Origin of the sequence: Saccharopolyspora sp. 7B, assembly GCF_020177435.1 — a bacterium.
In the GTDB taxonomy this organism is placed as follows: Bacteria; Actinomycetota; Actinomycetes; order Mycobacteriales; family Pseudonocardiaceae; genus Saccharopolyspora_C; species Saccharopolyspora_C gregorii.
The window spans coordinates 1-14,921 of sequence record NZ_JAIUKC010000213.1; the positions used below are offsets into that span (position 1 = coordinate 1).

A 14,921-nucleotide genomic window follows, 5' to 3' on the forward strand; every position below is an offset into this window, starting at 1 on the left:
ACGCTCACCACCCCCGCCACCCTCGACGTCCCCCTCGCCTGACCCGTGCGGAACCTGGGCGGGCGCGAACTCCGGCTCGTCGCTCCGGCCGAGTTCGCCCTCGGGCGCTAGGCGGTCGCGTACGGTGGGGTGCCGACTACCGCCGGGTGATGAGGATGGGCGCATGAGCGACGGGCCGGAGATCGCGAATTCCGCATCGGGCACGGTCGGCGGGCCCGTGGTGCAGGCGGGCGCGCACTACGGCGACAACTACTTCGGCACCGATCCGGCGCGCACCCCGCACGAGATCCGGCCGCTGACCGGCGACTTCGTGAACCGGGAGCGGGAACGCGCGCGGCTGCGCGAACACCTCGCGCACAGCGACGGCACCCGCGGTTCGAAGATCGTGATGCTCACCGGGCTGCCCGGCGTCGGCAAATCCGCCACCGCCCGGCACGTCGCGGGCGAGGTCGACGCGTACCCGGGCGGCGAACTGTTCGTGGACTTCGGGACGCTGCGCGGCGCCGACGGGGCGGCGATCAGCGACGCGCTCGGCGACTGCCTGCGGCGGCTCGGCGTGCAGGACAAGGCGATGCCCCCGACGCTCGCCGGGCGCACCGAGCTCTACCAGACCTGGACCAGCGGGAAACCGCTGCTGGTGCTGCTCGACGACGTCGCCGAACCCGCCGAGGTCGAACCGTTCGTGCCCAACGCGCCCGGCAGCTCCGTGCTGGTCACCAGCAACCGGCGGCTCAGCGAACTGCTGCTGGACGAGGCCTCCGTCGTCGAGATCGACCCGCTCACCGACGAGGCGGGCAGCGACCTGATGCAGGCGCTGTGCGGGGCGCGCCGCGCCGAGCAGGAACCCGCGGCGATGCGCGAACTCGCCGGGCTCTGCGGCGGATTCCCCGAGATGCTGCGGTCCATGGCCGCCGCGCTCCGCAAGCACCCGAGCCTGCGGGTCGCCGAACTCGTCGCCGAGACCCGGGCCGACGGCGCGCGTCTGACCTCCCCGTTCAACGTCGCCTACAAGATGCTGCCCGCCGAGGCCACCGAGCTGTACCGGCGGCTGGCGCTGCTGCCGGTCGGCGAATTCGGCCGCGACCTCGCGGAAGCCGCCGCCGGACCTGGTCGCACGTACCGGGACCTGGACGAACTGGTCGACGCGCACCTCGTCGTCGACGAGGGCGACGGCCGGTACCGGATGCACGACCTGGTGCGCGCGCACGCCCGCGCCCTCGCCGAACGGCACGACTCCGCCGACGAACGGGCCGCGGGGCTGCGGCGCATCGTGCGGCACTGCCTGCACCGGGCCGCGTTCGCCGACCTCGCCGTGCTCGGCGCCGGCCGGCTGCGCATCACCAAGCACGCCGAGCTGCTCGCCGGGCAGCAGCAGCCGTTCACCGGGGACCGCGCCAAGCAGGACGCGCTGGCCTGGATGGACGCGGAACGCGGCGCGCTCGCCGCGGTGCTGCGGTCCGCTGTGGACGGTGGGCTGAACCGGGAGGCCTGGCAGCTCGCCGAAGCGCTCACCGCCCTCTACGTCAACCGGCGGCACCTGCTGGAATGGGTCGGCGCCACCGAACTCGGGGTGCGCGCCGCCGAACTCGACGACCGTCCCGACGCCGCCGCGCGGCTGGGCAGCTTCGCGTCCCGCGCGTTCACCGACCTCGGCCACCTCGACCGCGCGCGTGCGGAACTCGACGCCGCGCTGCCGGTCGCCGAACGGATCGGGGAACCGCGGCTCACGGCCTCCGTGCACGAACTCGTCGGGCGGTACCACGACGCCACCGGTGATCCCGCCGCCGCCGTCCTCGACTACCGGCGGGCGATCGAGCTGTTCACCGCCGCCGAGGACGCGCGCGGACGGGCCTTCGTCGGCTACTTCCTCGGCTGCGCCGAAGACGCCCTCGGCGAGCACGCGCGAGCGCTCGACACGCTGCGGGACGCGCTGCGGCTGATCAGGGCGGTGCCGGACGAGCGGATGGCCGGACGCGCCCTCGCCGCCATCGGCACCGCGCACGCGCACCTCGGCGCGCTCGACGACGCCACCGCGGCGCTGCGCGACGCCATCGCGGTGCTCACTGCGGGGGAGGACCACTACTACGCGGCGCAGGCGCGGGAAGCGCTCGCCGACGTCGCCGCCACCAGCGGGGATGCCGCATTGCAGCAGGAGAACCTGCGCGCCGCGCTCGCCGTCTACGAGCGGTACGGCAGCCCCCGCGCCGGCGGCGTGCGAGAAGCACTGGCCGCGCTGGGCTGACCGCCCGGCTTCGAATCCGTCCGGTGCGGCGGACGGCGGAATCCCGGGGGCTGCCCGCCTTCCCGGCACGATCGCACCACCACCGCAACCGGCGCACCGCAGGGCCTGTTCGGCACCGACGGCTCCACCACGCCTAGGCGGTTTCGTTCGGATCAGCCAGTCGTCGGCCCGGGTATGCCGCTGACTGACGCGCGGTGGACGCGGATCGGACCGGACACTCCGCCAGTTGCCGTACTCCTCTGGCGGGCGGCCCTGCTGCGTGCCGGTCTAGATCTTGAAGGCGATCACGTCGGCCACCTCACGGTGACCCAGTTGAGATCTTCGTCCGCGTCGGCCTGGGTCGTCAACGCGGTGAACACCCGCTTCCAGGTGCCGTCGACGGCCCACAACCGCAGCCTGCCTCGGTTTCGGTGGACTCCACGATCGTGTCCGCCAGTACCTGGACAAGCGCGGTATTCGGGTGGTGATCCCTGTCCAGGCGGGCCGGCAAGGCCACCGACTGTGGCGCGGCAGCCGAGGGGGCAACCCCCGCCTTCGACCGCGAGGCGTACAAGCAGCGCAACACCGTCGAACGGTGCATCAACCGCTTGCAGCAGTGGCGCGGTCCCGCCACCCGCTTTGAGCAGACCGCGACCACATACCTGGCCGGACTCCACATGGCAGGCATCTTCCTGTGGTCCGCAAGGCGATCCAAATCGAACTTCCAGGGCTCACACCGGGGCACCCGGGAAGGAAGGCTTGATGACGCGGCTGCCGAACTTCCACTGTCCGTCCACGCGAACGTAGTCGTCCTCGTACTTGACGTGGGAACGAACGTAGCCGCCGTCGTTCTTCACCACTTCCACGAGACAGAAGACACTCCCCGTCGCGCGGTCGCCCTCGATGTCCGTCACCAGGTGGTTGAACATGACGTGGATGACGTAGCGGGCATGGGCGAAGAGCGAGTCGCGGAAGAAGTCGCGTATCGCCTCGCGCCCTTGGAACAGGCCGAAGCCGGTCTCGCGTTCGTCGAGGACGCCATCCTCGGCCCAGCAGTCAGCGGACTCATTCAGCCGGAAGCCGTCGAAAGCAACCGCGTAACGAGTGTTGAGATCGTGGATGGCGGCACGATCGGCGAGATGATTCATGGGACGACCTCATGTGAAGAAGGGATGCTGTGGGCCCTAGCTCGGCTGGCTCGGACGAGCCGGGGGAACGGTGCACACGGCTCCCAGCCCGTGTCAAGGCTCCTCAGCCACGAACTGACCAGTGGTCTCAGCGAAACCGCCTAGCGCGACCGCTCGCCCGGCCGCGTTACCCTGGAGGAGCGGTGGTCCGACCGCTGACGTCCCGGTGGACACCCGTGAACTCCACCGGAACCGTGACGGTCGCTCGCCGCCGGCGTCGTTTGGCGAACCGTGCCCCTCCGGCTGGGAAGAGAGGGTGGGTGCACCCGTGAGCCTCTTGTTCTGGCCGGGCTCCGCCGGTCGTGGCTCCGAGCCCGCGTACCGGGTCAGCGCTCGGTGGCGGTCAGCCGGAATTCCTCGGCACCGCAGGAGATCGTGAAGTCGCCACTGGTGAGTCCATTGAGGACGATCGCGTGCGCGGCCGATGCCACCAGCATCGGGTCGGCGCCGGGGGCGGAGATGCGCATCGTCCGTCCGTTCCGGACAGCGGCGGTCATGCCGTTCGGGTGGGCGGCCAGCCACACCCGGGCGCCCGGGAACTCCGCCCGGGCCTGGTCGGTCCAGGTCAGCGCCGCGGCCTCGTCCGCGCACGTTTCCTCGCGCACCAGCACCGCCGCGGACTGGTGCCGCAGCAGCCGCGGCTCGTCCTCCCGCACCGCCAGGTGCCGCTGCACCGCCGACTCCCGCACCGGCGCATCGGCCCGGCGCACCGCCGCCGGATACCGCCGCACCGCGATCCGGCCCGGCCCGGTGCACTCGGTGAACACCTCGAACGAGGCCGGTTCCCGCCGGTACGGCCGCGGGGTCGCGGGTTGCAGCAGCGGTGGTTCCCCGGCCGGGACCGGCAGCTCCAGCAAGCGGTAGAGCACCTCCCGCAGCACCCCGGTCGCCTCGCCGAGGTGCGCGAACACCTGCCCGGGCAGCTCGGCGAACCGGGCCGGTGCGTGCGTCCGCCACGACCCGTCCAACTGCTCGCGCAGGTCCCCCGTCACGTCGAGGTGCTCGGCGGTGTCCGCCAACGCCGCCACCGGCGTGCCCGGCACGCTCTCCGCGCCGACCGATGCCAGCAGCAGCGGCTTGCCCAAGCACGCCGCGTACAGGCTCACCGAGCCGTGATCGCCGACGACCTGGTGCGCGGCCACCAGCGCCGCCTGCCAGCCCCCGTCCGGCGGCAGCAGCAGCAATCCCGCGTCCAGCGCGTCCGCGAACCAGGTCCGCACCCGCAGATCGCCGTAGCGGGACCAGATGTTCGGGTGCATCGCCAGCGCCACCCGGTACTCGTCGGCGGGCAGCTCCGCGCACAACCGCCGGGCCAGCTCCCGTGATCGGCCCAGCGCCGACTCCTCGCCCCACGTCGAGTTCAGCAGCACCAGCCTGCGGCCGCGCAGATCCAGCTCCCGCCGGAACCGGTCCCGCAGTGGCAGGCTCGCGCGCAGCTGGTCGAAGGTCGGATCGCCGACCACGGCCGTGTTGCCCGCGACCTCCGGGCGCACCGCCGCCAGCTGCCGGTGCTGCGACTCGTGCGCCAGCGTCAGCAGTACCTTCCCGCTGCGCAGCGCGTACTCCGGCGGAAGGCCCGCCAGCCTGGTCCCGCCGGTCTTCGGGTCGTGCACGTGCTTGTTGAAGCCGATGCCGTGCGGCAGCACCACCACCGGCCGGGTCAGGTCCAACTCGGCGAAGTCGATGTTCTCGCTCGCCGAGATCGCCAGCGCGTACGGGAGGTCGTGCACCGCCGACCACGGGACGATCCGCTCGGCGCGCGCCTCGCGCAGCAGCTCCAGCGCGCCGCCGCTGTGCGGGGAGGTGTCGTTCACGGTGAACACCAGGTCCACGCGGAAGTCGTCCCGGAAGAACCGCAGCGCGTCCAGCAGGCGGGCGGTGGAGGTGATGGTGCGGGCGATGACCAGCACGGTGCGCACCGGGCCGAACGTGCCGTGCTCCGGCTCGTCCGCGGCGACCCGGCCGCGCCGCGGCTCACGCGTCACGGTGTCGTCCGGTGATCGAGTGAGCACCGGCCCATGCTGCCCGGCGTCGACCACCCGGCGCTAGGAGGGGCCGTCGCGGAGTCGCGGAGTCGCGGAGTCGCGGAGTCGCGGAGTCGCGGAGTCGCGGAGTCGCGGAGTCGCGGAGTCGCGGGTTGATCATACCACGCCCGGCGTCCGGCACAGTCCTCGGATCATGCCGCTGACCTGCTCGAACGCGCCCTCCGGCCGGTGCGGCCGATGCCATGCCCACTGCGCGTCCTCCGCTCGCTGCCACCGCTCCATGCTACGGACGGCGCTCGCCGCGCGCCGAGGCCCGCGGAGTGTCCTCTTCGGACTCCGCGGTGCCGGTCCGGTACTCGCGAGCGCCTTGACGCCACGGGTGCGCCGGGTGGAACGTTCCGCGCGGGCGGCACCGCGCCGCCCATCGCGGCGGAGGAGGGCGTTCCACGATGGAGCGGACGAGCGCGCGGCTCGCCGACCGGCCGACGGCCGGCGCGCGCACCTGGATCGACGCGACCCCGGAGCAGGTGTGGCCGGTCGTGTCCGACATCGCGCTGCTGCCCGCGGCCAGCACCGAACTGCAGGCCGTGGAGTGGCTGGACGGTGCCGCCGGACCCCGGCTCGGCGCGCGGTTCCACGGCCACAACCGCAACGACCTGCTGGGGGAGTGGACGACCACCTCGCACGTCGTCGAGTGCGAGCCGGGCCGCGCCTTCGGCTGGGCGGTGGCGGACCCGGAGGACCCCATCGCCACCTGGCGGTTCGCCCTCGCCCCGCGCGACGGCGGAACGGACCTGGAGTACGCGGTCCGGCTGGGCACGCACCGCTCCGGGCTCACCGCGGCGATCGAGCGGAAGCCGGAAGCGGAGGAGGAGTTCGTGCGGCGGCGGCTGGGTGACCTGGAGCGGAACATGACCGCGACCCTGGACCACCTCAAGCGCCTCGCCGAAGCGCGCTGACCGCTCCCCGCACCTCGCGGGCCGCTACCAGTCCAGGTCGACCTGGTCGCCCACGACCGCCACCGGGCACGGCGAGTGGTGCAGCGAGCCCAGCGCCACCGAGCCCAGCCGGGTCGCCGCGGCGCTCCGCGAGCGGTGGCCCACCACGAGCAGCCGGGCGCCGACCGCCTGCGAGCACAGCGCCTCCACCGGGTGCTGGTCGGTCGCGACCCGCCGCACCACCACCTCGGGGTAGCGCTCGCGCCACCCGGCGAGCTGCCCGCCGACCTGCTGCTCGGCGTCCTCCTGGAGTCGCTGGCGCTCCGGGTCCTCCAGGATCGACGGGAGGAAGAAGGCGTCCGGCAGCGCTTGCGCCACCACCAGCTCAGCGCCGCCGCGGTCCGCGCGGTCGAAGGCGAAGTGCAGCGCGGGCCTGCTGGTGGGCGAGAGGTCTAGCCCCACCACCACGGGCCCGCTACCGCGCGGCTCGCCGCGGACCACCACGACGGGACAGCCCGCGTGCGTGGCGACCGCGGTGCTCACCGAACCCAGCAACGCGTCCCGCACCGCGCCGCGCCCGCGGGAGCCGACGACGAGCAGCGCGGCGTCGGCCGAGCGGGCGACCAGGTCCTCGGCTGGGTCGGCGGTCACCGCCTGCGCGCGCACGTGCAGGTCCGGTTCGGCGGCGCGGCACTCGACGGCGATCTCGCGGACCTGTTCCTCGGCGCGGTCCCGGTGCGCCGCGTCGTGCGCGAGCACCAGGTGCAGCGAGGCGCCGAGCCGCGCGGCCTCCGCGGCCGCCCACCTCGCGGCGCGCGACGAGTGCTGCGAACCGTCGACGCCGACCAGCACGGTCTTCGCGGGCAGGAACACGGGACTCCCTTCGCAGGCGCGGCCTCCGAGGGTGGCGGGTGCGCGCGGCGGCCGCCAGAGCAGTTCGACTCGGGAGTCGCCCGAAGCCGCTCGGGCGAACGGCGTCAGCGGAGGCGTTCGAGCTCGGCGGCGACCGCGACGACCTCGGCGGCCATCTTCCGCAGCTCCGCGGTGCTCGCGCCGTCCTCGGCGGCGGTGCCGACGTCCTCGGCCGCGCAGCGCAGCTGGAACAGCCGGTCCTGCAGGTCGGCGATCTCGGCGGCCGAGAGCACCACCGCGTCCTCGGGCAGCCCGGAGCGCTGCACCGCGCCGCGCCGCTCGTAGGCGCGCTGCCGGCACGACTGGGTGCAGTACAACCGCGGCCTGCCCTGCCGCCCGGAGGAGGTGAGCCTGCGGCCGCACCACGAGCAGTGCCGCTCGGCGCGACGACGGGCGGTCTCGGGACCAAGCGGGGCGGTCTGTTCGATCTCGGGCGGGCTGTCCACGGTGCGCAACGGTAATGCGACCCCGCGGCGAACATCTCGTTGCCACGCCGGTGCGGGTGCCGCTGGGCGGATCGCGTCGGGCAGAGTGGGGCGGTCCCCACGCCCGCCCGGTTCGTGAAAGGACCCGAGCTCCCGTGACCCACCCGTTCCTCCAGGGGCCCTGGCCGCGCGCGTTCGCCCACCGAGGCTGGCACCTCGGCGACCTGCACGACATGGAGAACTCGCTGAGCGCGCTGCGCCGCGCCGTCGCCGAGGGCTACCGCTACGTCGAGACCGACGTGCACGCCACCGCCGACGGCGTCGTCGTGCTGCACCACGATCCGAGCCTGGATCGCACCACCGACGGGCGCGGTACTATCCGTCGGCTGCCGTGGTCTGCGGTCGGTTCCGCCCGCATCGGCGGCCGGGAACCGGTCGCCCGCCTCGACGACGTGCTGGAGGAGCTGCCGCAGGCGCTGCTCAACATCGACGTCAAGGAGGACACCGCCGTCCGGCCGGTGCTGGAGGTGGTGCGCAGGCACGACGCGTGGGACCGGGTCTGCCTCGCGTCCTTCGACGACCGGCGGCTCCGCGAACTCCGCCGGGGCGGGGGCGAGGCGCTGCTGACGTCGATGGGGCGGCGAGCGGTGACGACGCTGTGGGGGGCGTCGCGCTACGGCGGCTGGGGATTGCGGTCCCGCGTGGACGGCGCGGCCGCGCAGGTGCCGCCGCGGCGCGGGCGGATCCAGGTGGTGGATCCGCGGTTCGTGCGCACGGCGCACCGCTGGGGGCGGGAAGTGCACGCGTGGACGGTGGACGAGCCGGAGCAGATGCGGCGGCTGCTCGACCTGGGGGTCGACGGGCTCGTGACCGATCGGCCGGACCTGCTGCGCGAGGTGCTGGGCGAGCGCTTCGGCGGGACGGCGCCGGAGCGGACCTGATTCTGGGGAAGAGGGGTGGCGGAGCCGGTCGGCACCAAGATCATCGCACCGCGATCGAGCCTTGATCCGGAGCCGATACAGTCCCCGTTACCCCTATCGAGTGAACACTTGAGGACGGAGAGGTATGAGCGTGCTGGGCGGAGCTCCGCCGGACGCGGTGGGACGACGCCGGGAGCAGCGAGGCTGGTGCTGGTACGACTGGGCCAACTCGGTGTTCCCGACGTCGGTGACGACGGTCTTCCTCTCGCTGTACCTGACGAGCGTGGCCACCGAGGCCGCCACCGCGGACGTCGCCCGCAACGGGAGCGCGGCCTGCCCCGGCGGCAACTCGCTCGTCGACTGCGACATCTCGGTGCTGGGCCTGGTGTTCCCGGCCGGCTCGCTGTGGGGGTACCTGCTCTCGGCGGCCACCGTGGTGCAGGTGCTGGTGCTGCCGATCACCGGCGCCATCGCCGACCGGACGCAGAACAAGCGCGGCATGCTCGCGCTGTTCGCCTTCGGCGGTGCGCTCGCCACCTCGCTGCTCGGACTGGTCGGCACCGGGAACTGGCGGTGGGGGCTGGTCTTCTTCATCGCCGCGAACATCTGCTTCGGGGCGTCGGTCGTCGTCTACTACTCGTTCCTGCCGGAGATCGCCGACGCCGACGAGCGGGACGCGCTGTCCTCGCGCGGCTGGGCGTTCGGCTACCTCGGCGGCGGGACCGCGCTCGCGCTGCACCTGGGTCTGTACCTCGGGCACGACGCGATCGGGCTCGGCGAGGACGCCGCGGTGCGCCTGGTGTTCGTCTCCTCCGGCATCTGGTGGGCGGTGTTCACGCTGCTGCCGCTGGCGGTCCTGGGGCGCCACCACCAGCCGGAGGGCGGGGAGCGGGGAGCCTCGGTGATCACCGCGGGCTTCAAGCAGCTCGCCTCGACCGTCAAGCAGGCGCGCGGGTTCCCGCTGACGCTGGCCTTCCTCGGCGCGTACATGATCTACACCGACGGGATCGCGACCGTCACCCAGGTCTCCGCTCAGTACGGTGACATGGAGTTGCGGCTGCCCCAGGAGTCGCTGATCATCACGTTGCTGATCGTGCAGTTCATCGCCTTCGTCGGCGGGGTGCTGCACGGCCTGCTGGCAGGCCGGATCGGCGCGAAGAAGACGATCATGATCAGTCTGGTGGTCTGGGTGGGGGTGCTGGCCGCGGCCTACTTCGTCCAGGCTGGTCAGCAGCTCCAGTTCTACGGGCTGGCCGTCGGCATCGGGCTGGTGCTCGGCGGCACCAACGCGCTGTCCCGCTCGTTGTTCAGCCAGATGGTGCCGGAGGGCAAGGAGGCCGAGTATTTCTCGCTCTACGAGGTGGGGGAGCGGTCCACGTCCTGGCTGGGTCCGCTGGTCTTCGCCGGGGTCGGGCAGGCCACCGGGTCGTTCCGGCTGGCGATCATCTCGCTGGTGGTCTTCTTCGTCGTCGGGCTGGTGCTGGTCTCGATGGTGCCGGTGCGGCGGGCGATCGAGGCGGTCGGGAACCGGCCTCCGGAGCGCCTCTGAATCGAAGAGGGGTCTACCCGGGCCAGTGATGCGATGTGGTGAGCGTACCGGCATCATTGGCATATGCCGGTACGCAGCGTCGCAGGTCTGGCATGCGGAGTACCGATACACAACGTGATCGAGTTCCGGGCAGGTCCGGTGGCCTGCAGGTGATCTCGCTTGCAATTCCGACAAGAGAGCGAAGGTTAACTTGCCCTTAGTTACAACTCATCTGGCACTATCACCTGTTCGGTGGAACCTTTAGGTTGCGGGAGCGAGAACGCGTCACGAACGCGCCCCGCTTGCATCTCTAGAGGGGACGATGTCGTTGACGAGTGAATAACGTCACCGACGGCAACCGAAAGTCCCGCGCCGGGAACAGGCGACGGCCGGTCCGTCGTTGCACTCGGTGAGCACAACCCGTCCGGACGCTGCTCCGGGCCGAAGTGAAAGGAACCGTCATGGCCGATCGCGTTCTGCGTGGCAGCCGGCTCGGAGCGGTCAGCTACGAGACCGACCGCAACCACGACCTCGCACCGCGCCGGACGGTGCGCTACGCCTGCCCCAAGGACCACGAGTTCGAGGTGCCGTTCTCCGACGACGCCGAGATCCCGCCGACCTGGGAGTGCCGCCTGCACGGCTCCGAATCCAAGATCATCGATGGATCGGAACCGGAGCAGAAGAAGGCCAAACCGCCGCGCACCCACTGGGACATGCTGCTCGAACGCCGCAGCATCCCCGAACTGGAGGAGCTGCTCAACGAGCGGCTGGAAGTGCTGCGCGGCCGGCGCAGCCACTCCGCCTGACCGAGCGACACAGCACCACCCCGCACCTAGCGGGTTGAGCACATCGAACGCCTGGGCCCCGTGCGGGGGAGCCCAGGCGTCTTCGTGTCCGGGCCCTCGGTCCGGTCCGCGGGCTCGGCGGGAACGCCACCGGTCGGTCAGCCGCCCGGCAGCAGGTCGCGCAGCTGGGCGACGCGGCGGCGCACGCCCCACCCGGTGATCCGGACCAGTGCTTCGCGGACGATGTCGCCGCTCATCTTCGACTCGCCGAACTCGCGGTCGGTGAAGGTGATCGGCACCTCGACCACGGTGAAACCGGCCTCCACCGACCGCAGCGTCAGATCCACCTGGAAGCAGTAGCCGTGCGAGGCGACGTCGTGCAGCGCCAGCTCCGCCAGCACCTCGCGGCGGTAAGCGCGGAACCCGGCGGTGCTGTCGTTCACCGGCACCCCGAGGGTGTACTTCGAGTACAGGTTCGCGCCGCGGGACAGCGCCTGCCGGTACCACGGCCAGTTCACCACCCGGCCGCCCGGCACGTAGCGGGAACCGATCACCACATCGGCGCCGGTCTCCTCCAGCATCGCCAGCAGCCGCGCCAGGTCCTCCGGCGCGTGCGAACCGTCGGCGTCCATCTCCACGACCGCCGCGTAGTCGTGCGCCAGCGCCCATTCGAACCCGGCGACGTAGGCGGCGCCGAGACCGGCCTTGTCGGTGCGGTGCAGCACGTGGACCCGGTCGTGGGGCGCGGCGAGCGCGTCGGCGAGCTCGCCGGTGCCGTCCGAGCTGCCGTCGTCGACGACGAGCACGCGGGCGGCGCGCAGCGCGGCGTGCAGCCGCGCCACCACCGGGCCCAGGTTCTCCCGCTCGTCGTAGGTGGGAATGACCACCAGGGCCGAGCCGGACGGCCCCGCTGCACCGTCGGGGGCGTGCCGGTCCGTCATGACGTTCCTCCTTCGGGCCGCACGTCCCCCAGGTGAACGCGCGGCGGGGCGTATCAGTTCTTGTCGTGGGTGCGCCGCCGCGCGGTGGCGACGAGCGCACCGGCGCCGAGCAGCGACAGCGCCCAGGTCGGGGCGGCGCCGAGCGCGGTGGCTGGGGTCCGTTCGGTGCGCAGCGGGACCTCGCCATCCAGGTTCTGCGCGGTGAACTGCTCCGAGCGGTTCGTGATGGTCCCGTCCGGGGCGATGATGGCGCTGACGCCGCTGGTCGCGGACACGACGACGGCGCGGCCGTGCTCCACCGCCCGCAGCCGGGACATCGCCAGGTGCTGCCAGCTCATCTCGGAGTGCCCGTACCAGGCGTTGTTGGTGGGTACGGCGAGCAGCGTGGCGCCGTCCCGGGCCGCCCCGGCGAACACGTCGTCGTAGGCGACGTCGTAGCAGAGCCCGACGCCGAGCCGGACCGCGCCGGCCCGCAGCACGCCGGGCAGGTCGCCCGGCACCATGTCCTGCTGGAAGCGGTCCACGAACGGGCTGACCAGGCGGGCGACCGAGCGCATCGGGATGGTCTCGGCGAACGGGACGAGGTGCTGCTTGGCGTACTCGTCCCCGGCGCCGGAACCGGGGTTCCACGCGACGATGCGGTTGCGGAAGGTGCCGTCCCGGTCCACCGCGAAGCCGCCCGCGACGACCGGGACGCCGAGCCGTTCGGTGACGGCGGTGAGCTGCGGGTCGTAGCGCGTCGGTCCCCAGCTGCCGACCTGCTCGGGCAGCACCACCAGGTCGGGGCGCGGCACCCGGCCTGCGTCGACGTCCGCGGCCAGCTGCCTGGCACCACGGATGTGGTTGTCGTGCAGCACGTCGTCCTCGTAGAGCAGGTCCAGGCCGATGTCCGGCGCGTTCCCCTGCACGACCGCGACCCGCGCGGTCCCCGCCTGCGGCTCGACGCCGATCGAGGGCTGCAGCGCGGCACCCGCCAGCAGCGGCACCAGCGCGGCGGCCGCCGGGACGACCCACCGGTCCCGGGCCCGCAGCCGCAGCACCAGCACGCCGAGCCCGCAGCCGACGAGCGCGACGGCGAAGGTGACGAGCACGGCACCGCCTACCGAGGCCAGCGGCAGCAGCGCCCCGGACGGCTGGGTGAACGCCAGCCGCCCCCACGGGAAGCCGCCGAACGGCTGGGAATCGCGCAGCACCTCGGCGAGCACGAACACCGCCGCCATCCACACCGGAGCGCCCGGCAACCGGCTCACCCGCGCCATGCCCGCCCCGGCGAGCCCGAGGAACACCGCCTCGACCAGCGCCACCCCGAGCCACGGCCACGGGCCGAACTGGACGCCGAGGAAGTCCTGGATCCAGCCCAGCAGCGGCAGCATGTAGCCCAGCCCGAACAGCAGGCCGTGGCCGAACCCGGCGCGGGTGCGGCGGCCGTGCACCACCACGGCCAGCGGCGCGACCGCGAGCGGCGCCAGCCACCACAGGTCGCGCGGCGGGGAAGCGGCGTAGAGCAGCAGCCCGGCGAGGACCGCGGCGGCGGCGCGCAGCCACGGCGCGGCCCGGCGGAGGAGTCGGGGTCGGGGCTGCCCGTCGGCGCGGTCCTGCGTGGTCACCGTGGGGGCACTCACCCGATCAACTCTCTCGGTGCTGCGGCCGGCGAACCGGGGCGGACTCGGTGCTGCGGGCGCGCGCCGCGGCCCGCGCCCGCGTCAAATGTACGCCGACCGGGCGAGCGCGAAGTCCGCGCCGTGCCACCCCGGGGACGTGATCCGGGACCCGGCGCGGCGAACGGTCCGGCTCGTCCGGTTCGGACGGGCGGGGGCCGCTGCGGGGCCGGACCGGCGCTGGACAGCGCCGGGTGCGAGCTCGACGCGCGCGAGCCGTCGCCGACCGTTGGCGGTCGCGGAACTCGCGGGTTCCGGGGCGTCGCGGTCCCGGTGGTGTCGCGCTCCCGGGGCGTCAGCGGTTGCGGCGGTTGGCGGTGCGGCGCAGCTGCAGGATGCGCGCCGCGCCGACCAGCGCCACGAGCAGCCCGCCGATCGCGGCGGCCAGCAGCAGCGCCACGCCGACCGGCAGGTCGCCGCGCAGGCCGAGGAAGGTGACCGAGGTGGGCTGCAGGTTCTGCAGGATGAACACCAGCAGCACGATCAGCGCGATGGTCGCGACGACGACCGCCGCCCAGGTCCCGGCGGTGCGGGTGTGCTGGAGCTTCTCCGCGTGCGTCGGCTCCTCGCGGGCCGGTCCGGCGTGATCGGTTCCGGCGTGATCGGTTCCGGCGTGATCGGGTTCGGCGTGATCGAGCTCGCCGTGCTGCGGGTTCGGCTCGGTGCGGGGGTCCGCGGAGGTGAGCCGGTCGTCGGCGGTGCTCTCGTCGCTGGCCATGCGGGTCATTGTGCAATATGCGCCCGCTCGGCCGAACGGCGCGCCGCGCGAAGATCAGGTGAACGCGGTGATCGGCGCAACGGATGCCGCCGTTCGCCGAGCCTGGTGGTGGTCGGGCGGTCAGCGGCGGGGGAGCTCGCCGGTGAAGCGCTTGAGGACGGTGGTGCGGCGGGCGGTGCCGGGCCAGATCTGCACCCGGTAGACCTCGGCCCCGTCGGTGCCGTCGGCGCTGATGGTGCCGAACCCGGCGCAGCGCGTCCGGATCCGGTAGACGCCCACCGGCACGGGGAAGTGGTGCGCGCTGTGCCTGCTGTCGGAGCCGCCGAGCACCAGGATCTGCCCGCTGGCGATCTCCACGGAGGCCTCGGTGACGTGGTCCCAGGAGGCGAGTTCGCAGACGGGTGGCTCGGCGCCGATCTCGATGACGACGCGGACGTCGCGGCGTCGCGCGGTGCCGATGGTGACCACGCCGTCGCGGCTGGAGATCAGGTCGCGGCGCAGGTCCGCGGTGGTGTCGTCGATGGCGGCCAGGTCGTAGTCCGCGTGCGCGTCGCGGATCTCGAAGCTGTGGTAGTCGGCGAAGAGCGTGAGCTCTCGTCGCGTCCGGTCGATGTCCACGGTGCATCCCCCCGGGTTCGCCGTCGAGATCCTTTCTAACAGCCGGGTCGAGGGGGTGGGCGGGGTTCGCCGGGAACACGTCCGG

The 14,921-nt window shown here is 73.0% G+C and carries 13 protein-coding genes; 5 read left to right on the top strand and 8 right to left on the bottom strand.

Annotated elements, in window-relative coordinates:
- The first annotated feature begins 163 nt into the window (after positions 1–163).
- Positions 164–2,242, top strand: a complete 2,079-nt coding sequence (locus tag LCD33_RS26450) for a tetratricopeptide repeat protein (RefSeq protein WP_224978395.1) — start codon at positions 164–166, stop codon at positions 2,240–2,242.
- A gap of 710 nt (positions 2,243–2,952) precedes the next feature.
- Here LCD33_RS26450 and LCD33_RS26460 read toward each other — a convergent pair.
- Together LCD33_RS26460 and LCD33_RS29230 are read right to left on the bottom strand one after the other, a co-directional pair.
- Positions 2,953–3,369: a nuclear transport factor 2 family protein gene (locus tag LCD33_RS26460; RefSeq protein ID WP_224967418.1), complete on the bottom strand. Its 417-nt coding sequence runs from the start codon at positions 3,367–3,369 to the stop codon at positions 2,953–2,955.
- Positions 3,370–3,734: 365 nt separating this feature from the next.
- Entirely contained in the window at positions 3,735–5,420 is a 1,686-nt protein-coding gene (locus LCD33_RS29230) for a hypothetical protein (RefSeq protein ID WP_304612919.1), read from the bottom strand.
- A 422-nt stretch (positions 5,421–5,842) separates the two neighbouring features.
- Between LCD33_RS29230 and LCD33_RS26470 the strand changes: the two genes are divergently transcribed.
- Positions 5,843–6,352: an SRPBCC family protein gene (locus LCD33_RS26470; RefSeq protein ID WP_224961009.1), complete on the top strand. Its 510-nt coding sequence runs from the start codon at positions 5,843–5,845 to the stop codon at positions 6,350–6,352.
- Between the two features lie 24 nt (positions 6,353–6,376).
- On the opposite strand, the gene LCD33_RS26475 is transcribed toward LCD33_RS26470, so the two are convergent.
- Entirely contained in the window at positions 6,377–7,204 is an 828-nt protein-coding gene (locus LCD33_RS26475; RefSeq protein ID WP_224967420.1) for a universal stress protein, read from the bottom strand.
- A gap of 104 nt (positions 7,205–7,308) precedes the next feature.
- On the bottom strand, positions 7,309–7,689 hold the full coding sequence (locus LCD33_RS26480; RefSeq protein ID WP_374108074.1) for a hypothetical protein: 381 nt from the start codon (positions 7,687–7,689) through the stop codon (positions 7,309–7,311).
- 134 nt (positions 7,690–7,823) lie between these two features.
- On the opposite strand from LCD33_RS26480, the gene LCD33_RS26485 reads away from it, so the two are divergent.
- The 3 genes from LCD33_RS26485 to LCD33_RS26495 all read left to right on the top strand — a co-directional run bounded on the left by LCD33_RS26485 (position 7,824) and on the right by LCD33_RS26495 (position 10,922).
- Complete coding sequence (locus LCD33_RS26485; RefSeq protein ID WP_224967422.1) at positions 7,824–8,609, top strand: glycerophosphodiester phosphodiesterase; 786 nt, start codon at positions 7,824–7,826, stop codon at positions 8,607–8,609.
- 124 nt (positions 8,610–8,733) lie between these two features.
- Complete coding sequence (locus LCD33_RS26490) at positions 8,734–10,137, top strand: MFS transporter (RefSeq protein ID WP_224961004.1); 1,404 nt, start codon at positions 8,734–8,736, stop codon at positions 10,135–10,137.
- A 440-nt stretch (positions 10,138–10,577) separates the two neighbouring features.
- Entirely contained in the window at positions 10,578–10,922 is a 345-nt protein-coding gene (locus tag LCD33_RS26495; protein ID WP_184479487.1) for an RNA polymerase-binding protein RbpA, read from the top strand.
- Between the two features lie 137 nt (positions 10,923–11,059).
- Here LCD33_RS26495 and LCD33_RS26500 read toward each other — a convergent pair whose 3' ends face one another.
- The 4 genes from LCD33_RS26500 to LCD33_RS26515 all read right to left on the bottom strand — a co-directional run bounded on the left by LCD33_RS26500 (position 11,060) and on the right by LCD33_RS26515 (position 14,836).
- Positions 11,060–11,842 (bottom strand): polyprenol monophosphomannose synthase, encoded by a 783-nt coding sequence (locus tag LCD33_RS26500; protein ID WP_224978396.1) that lies wholly within the window; start codon positions 11,840–11,842, stop codon positions 11,060–11,062.
- A gap of 53 nt (positions 11,843–11,895) precedes the next feature.
- Positions 11,896–13,464 (bottom strand): apolipoprotein N-acyltransferase, encoded by a 1,569-nt coding sequence (gene lnt, locus LCD33_RS26505; protein ID WP_224961000.1) that lies wholly within the window; start codon positions 13,462–13,464, stop codon positions 11,896–11,898.
- A 331-nt stretch (positions 13,465–13,795) separates the two neighbouring features.
- Complete coding sequence (locus LCD33_RS26510; protein ID WP_224978397.1) at positions 13,796–14,218, bottom strand: lipopolysaccharide assembly LapA domain-containing protein; 423 nt, start codon at positions 14,216–14,218, stop codon at positions 13,796–13,798.
- Positions 14,219–14,338: 120 nt separating this feature from the next.
- Positions 14,339–14,836 carry a hypothetical protein gene (locus LCD33_RS26515; protein WP_224978398.1) on the bottom strand — a complete coding sequence of 166 codons (498 nt, stop codon included), beginning with the start codon at positions 14,834–14,836 and terminating at the stop codon, positions 14,339–14,341.
- Positions 14,837–14,921 lie beyond the last annotated feature (85 nt).

Coding starts and splice junctions, on each gene's coding strand:
- LCD33_RS26490 (WP_224961004.1), top strand. CDS start 8,734: ATGAGCGTGCTGGGCGGAGCTCCGCCGGACGCGGTGGGACGACGCCGG.
- LCD33_RS26460 (WP_224967418.1), bottom strand. CDS start 3,369: ATGAATCATCTCGCCGATCGTGCCGCCATCCACGATCTCAACACTCGT.
- LCD33_RS26510 (WP_224978397.1), bottom strand. CDS start 14,218: ATGGCCAGCGACGAGAGCACCGCCGACGACCGGCTCACCTCCGCGGAC.
- LCD33_RS26450 (WP_224978395.1), top strand. CDS start 164: ATGAGCGACGGGCCGGAGATCGCGAATTCCGCATCGGGCACGGTCGGC.
- LCD33_RS26470 (WP_224961009.1), top strand. CDS start 5,843: ATGGAGCGGACGAGCGCGCGGCTCGCCGACCGGCCGACGGCCGGCGCG.
- LCD33_RS26495 (WP_184479487.1), top strand. CDS start 10,578: ATGGCCGATCGCGTTCTGCGTGGCAGCCGGCTCGGAGCGGTCAGCTAC.
- LCD33_RS26500 (WP_224978396.1), bottom strand. CDS start 11,842: ATGACGGACCGGCACGCCCCCGACGGTGCAGCGGGGCCGTCCGGCTCG.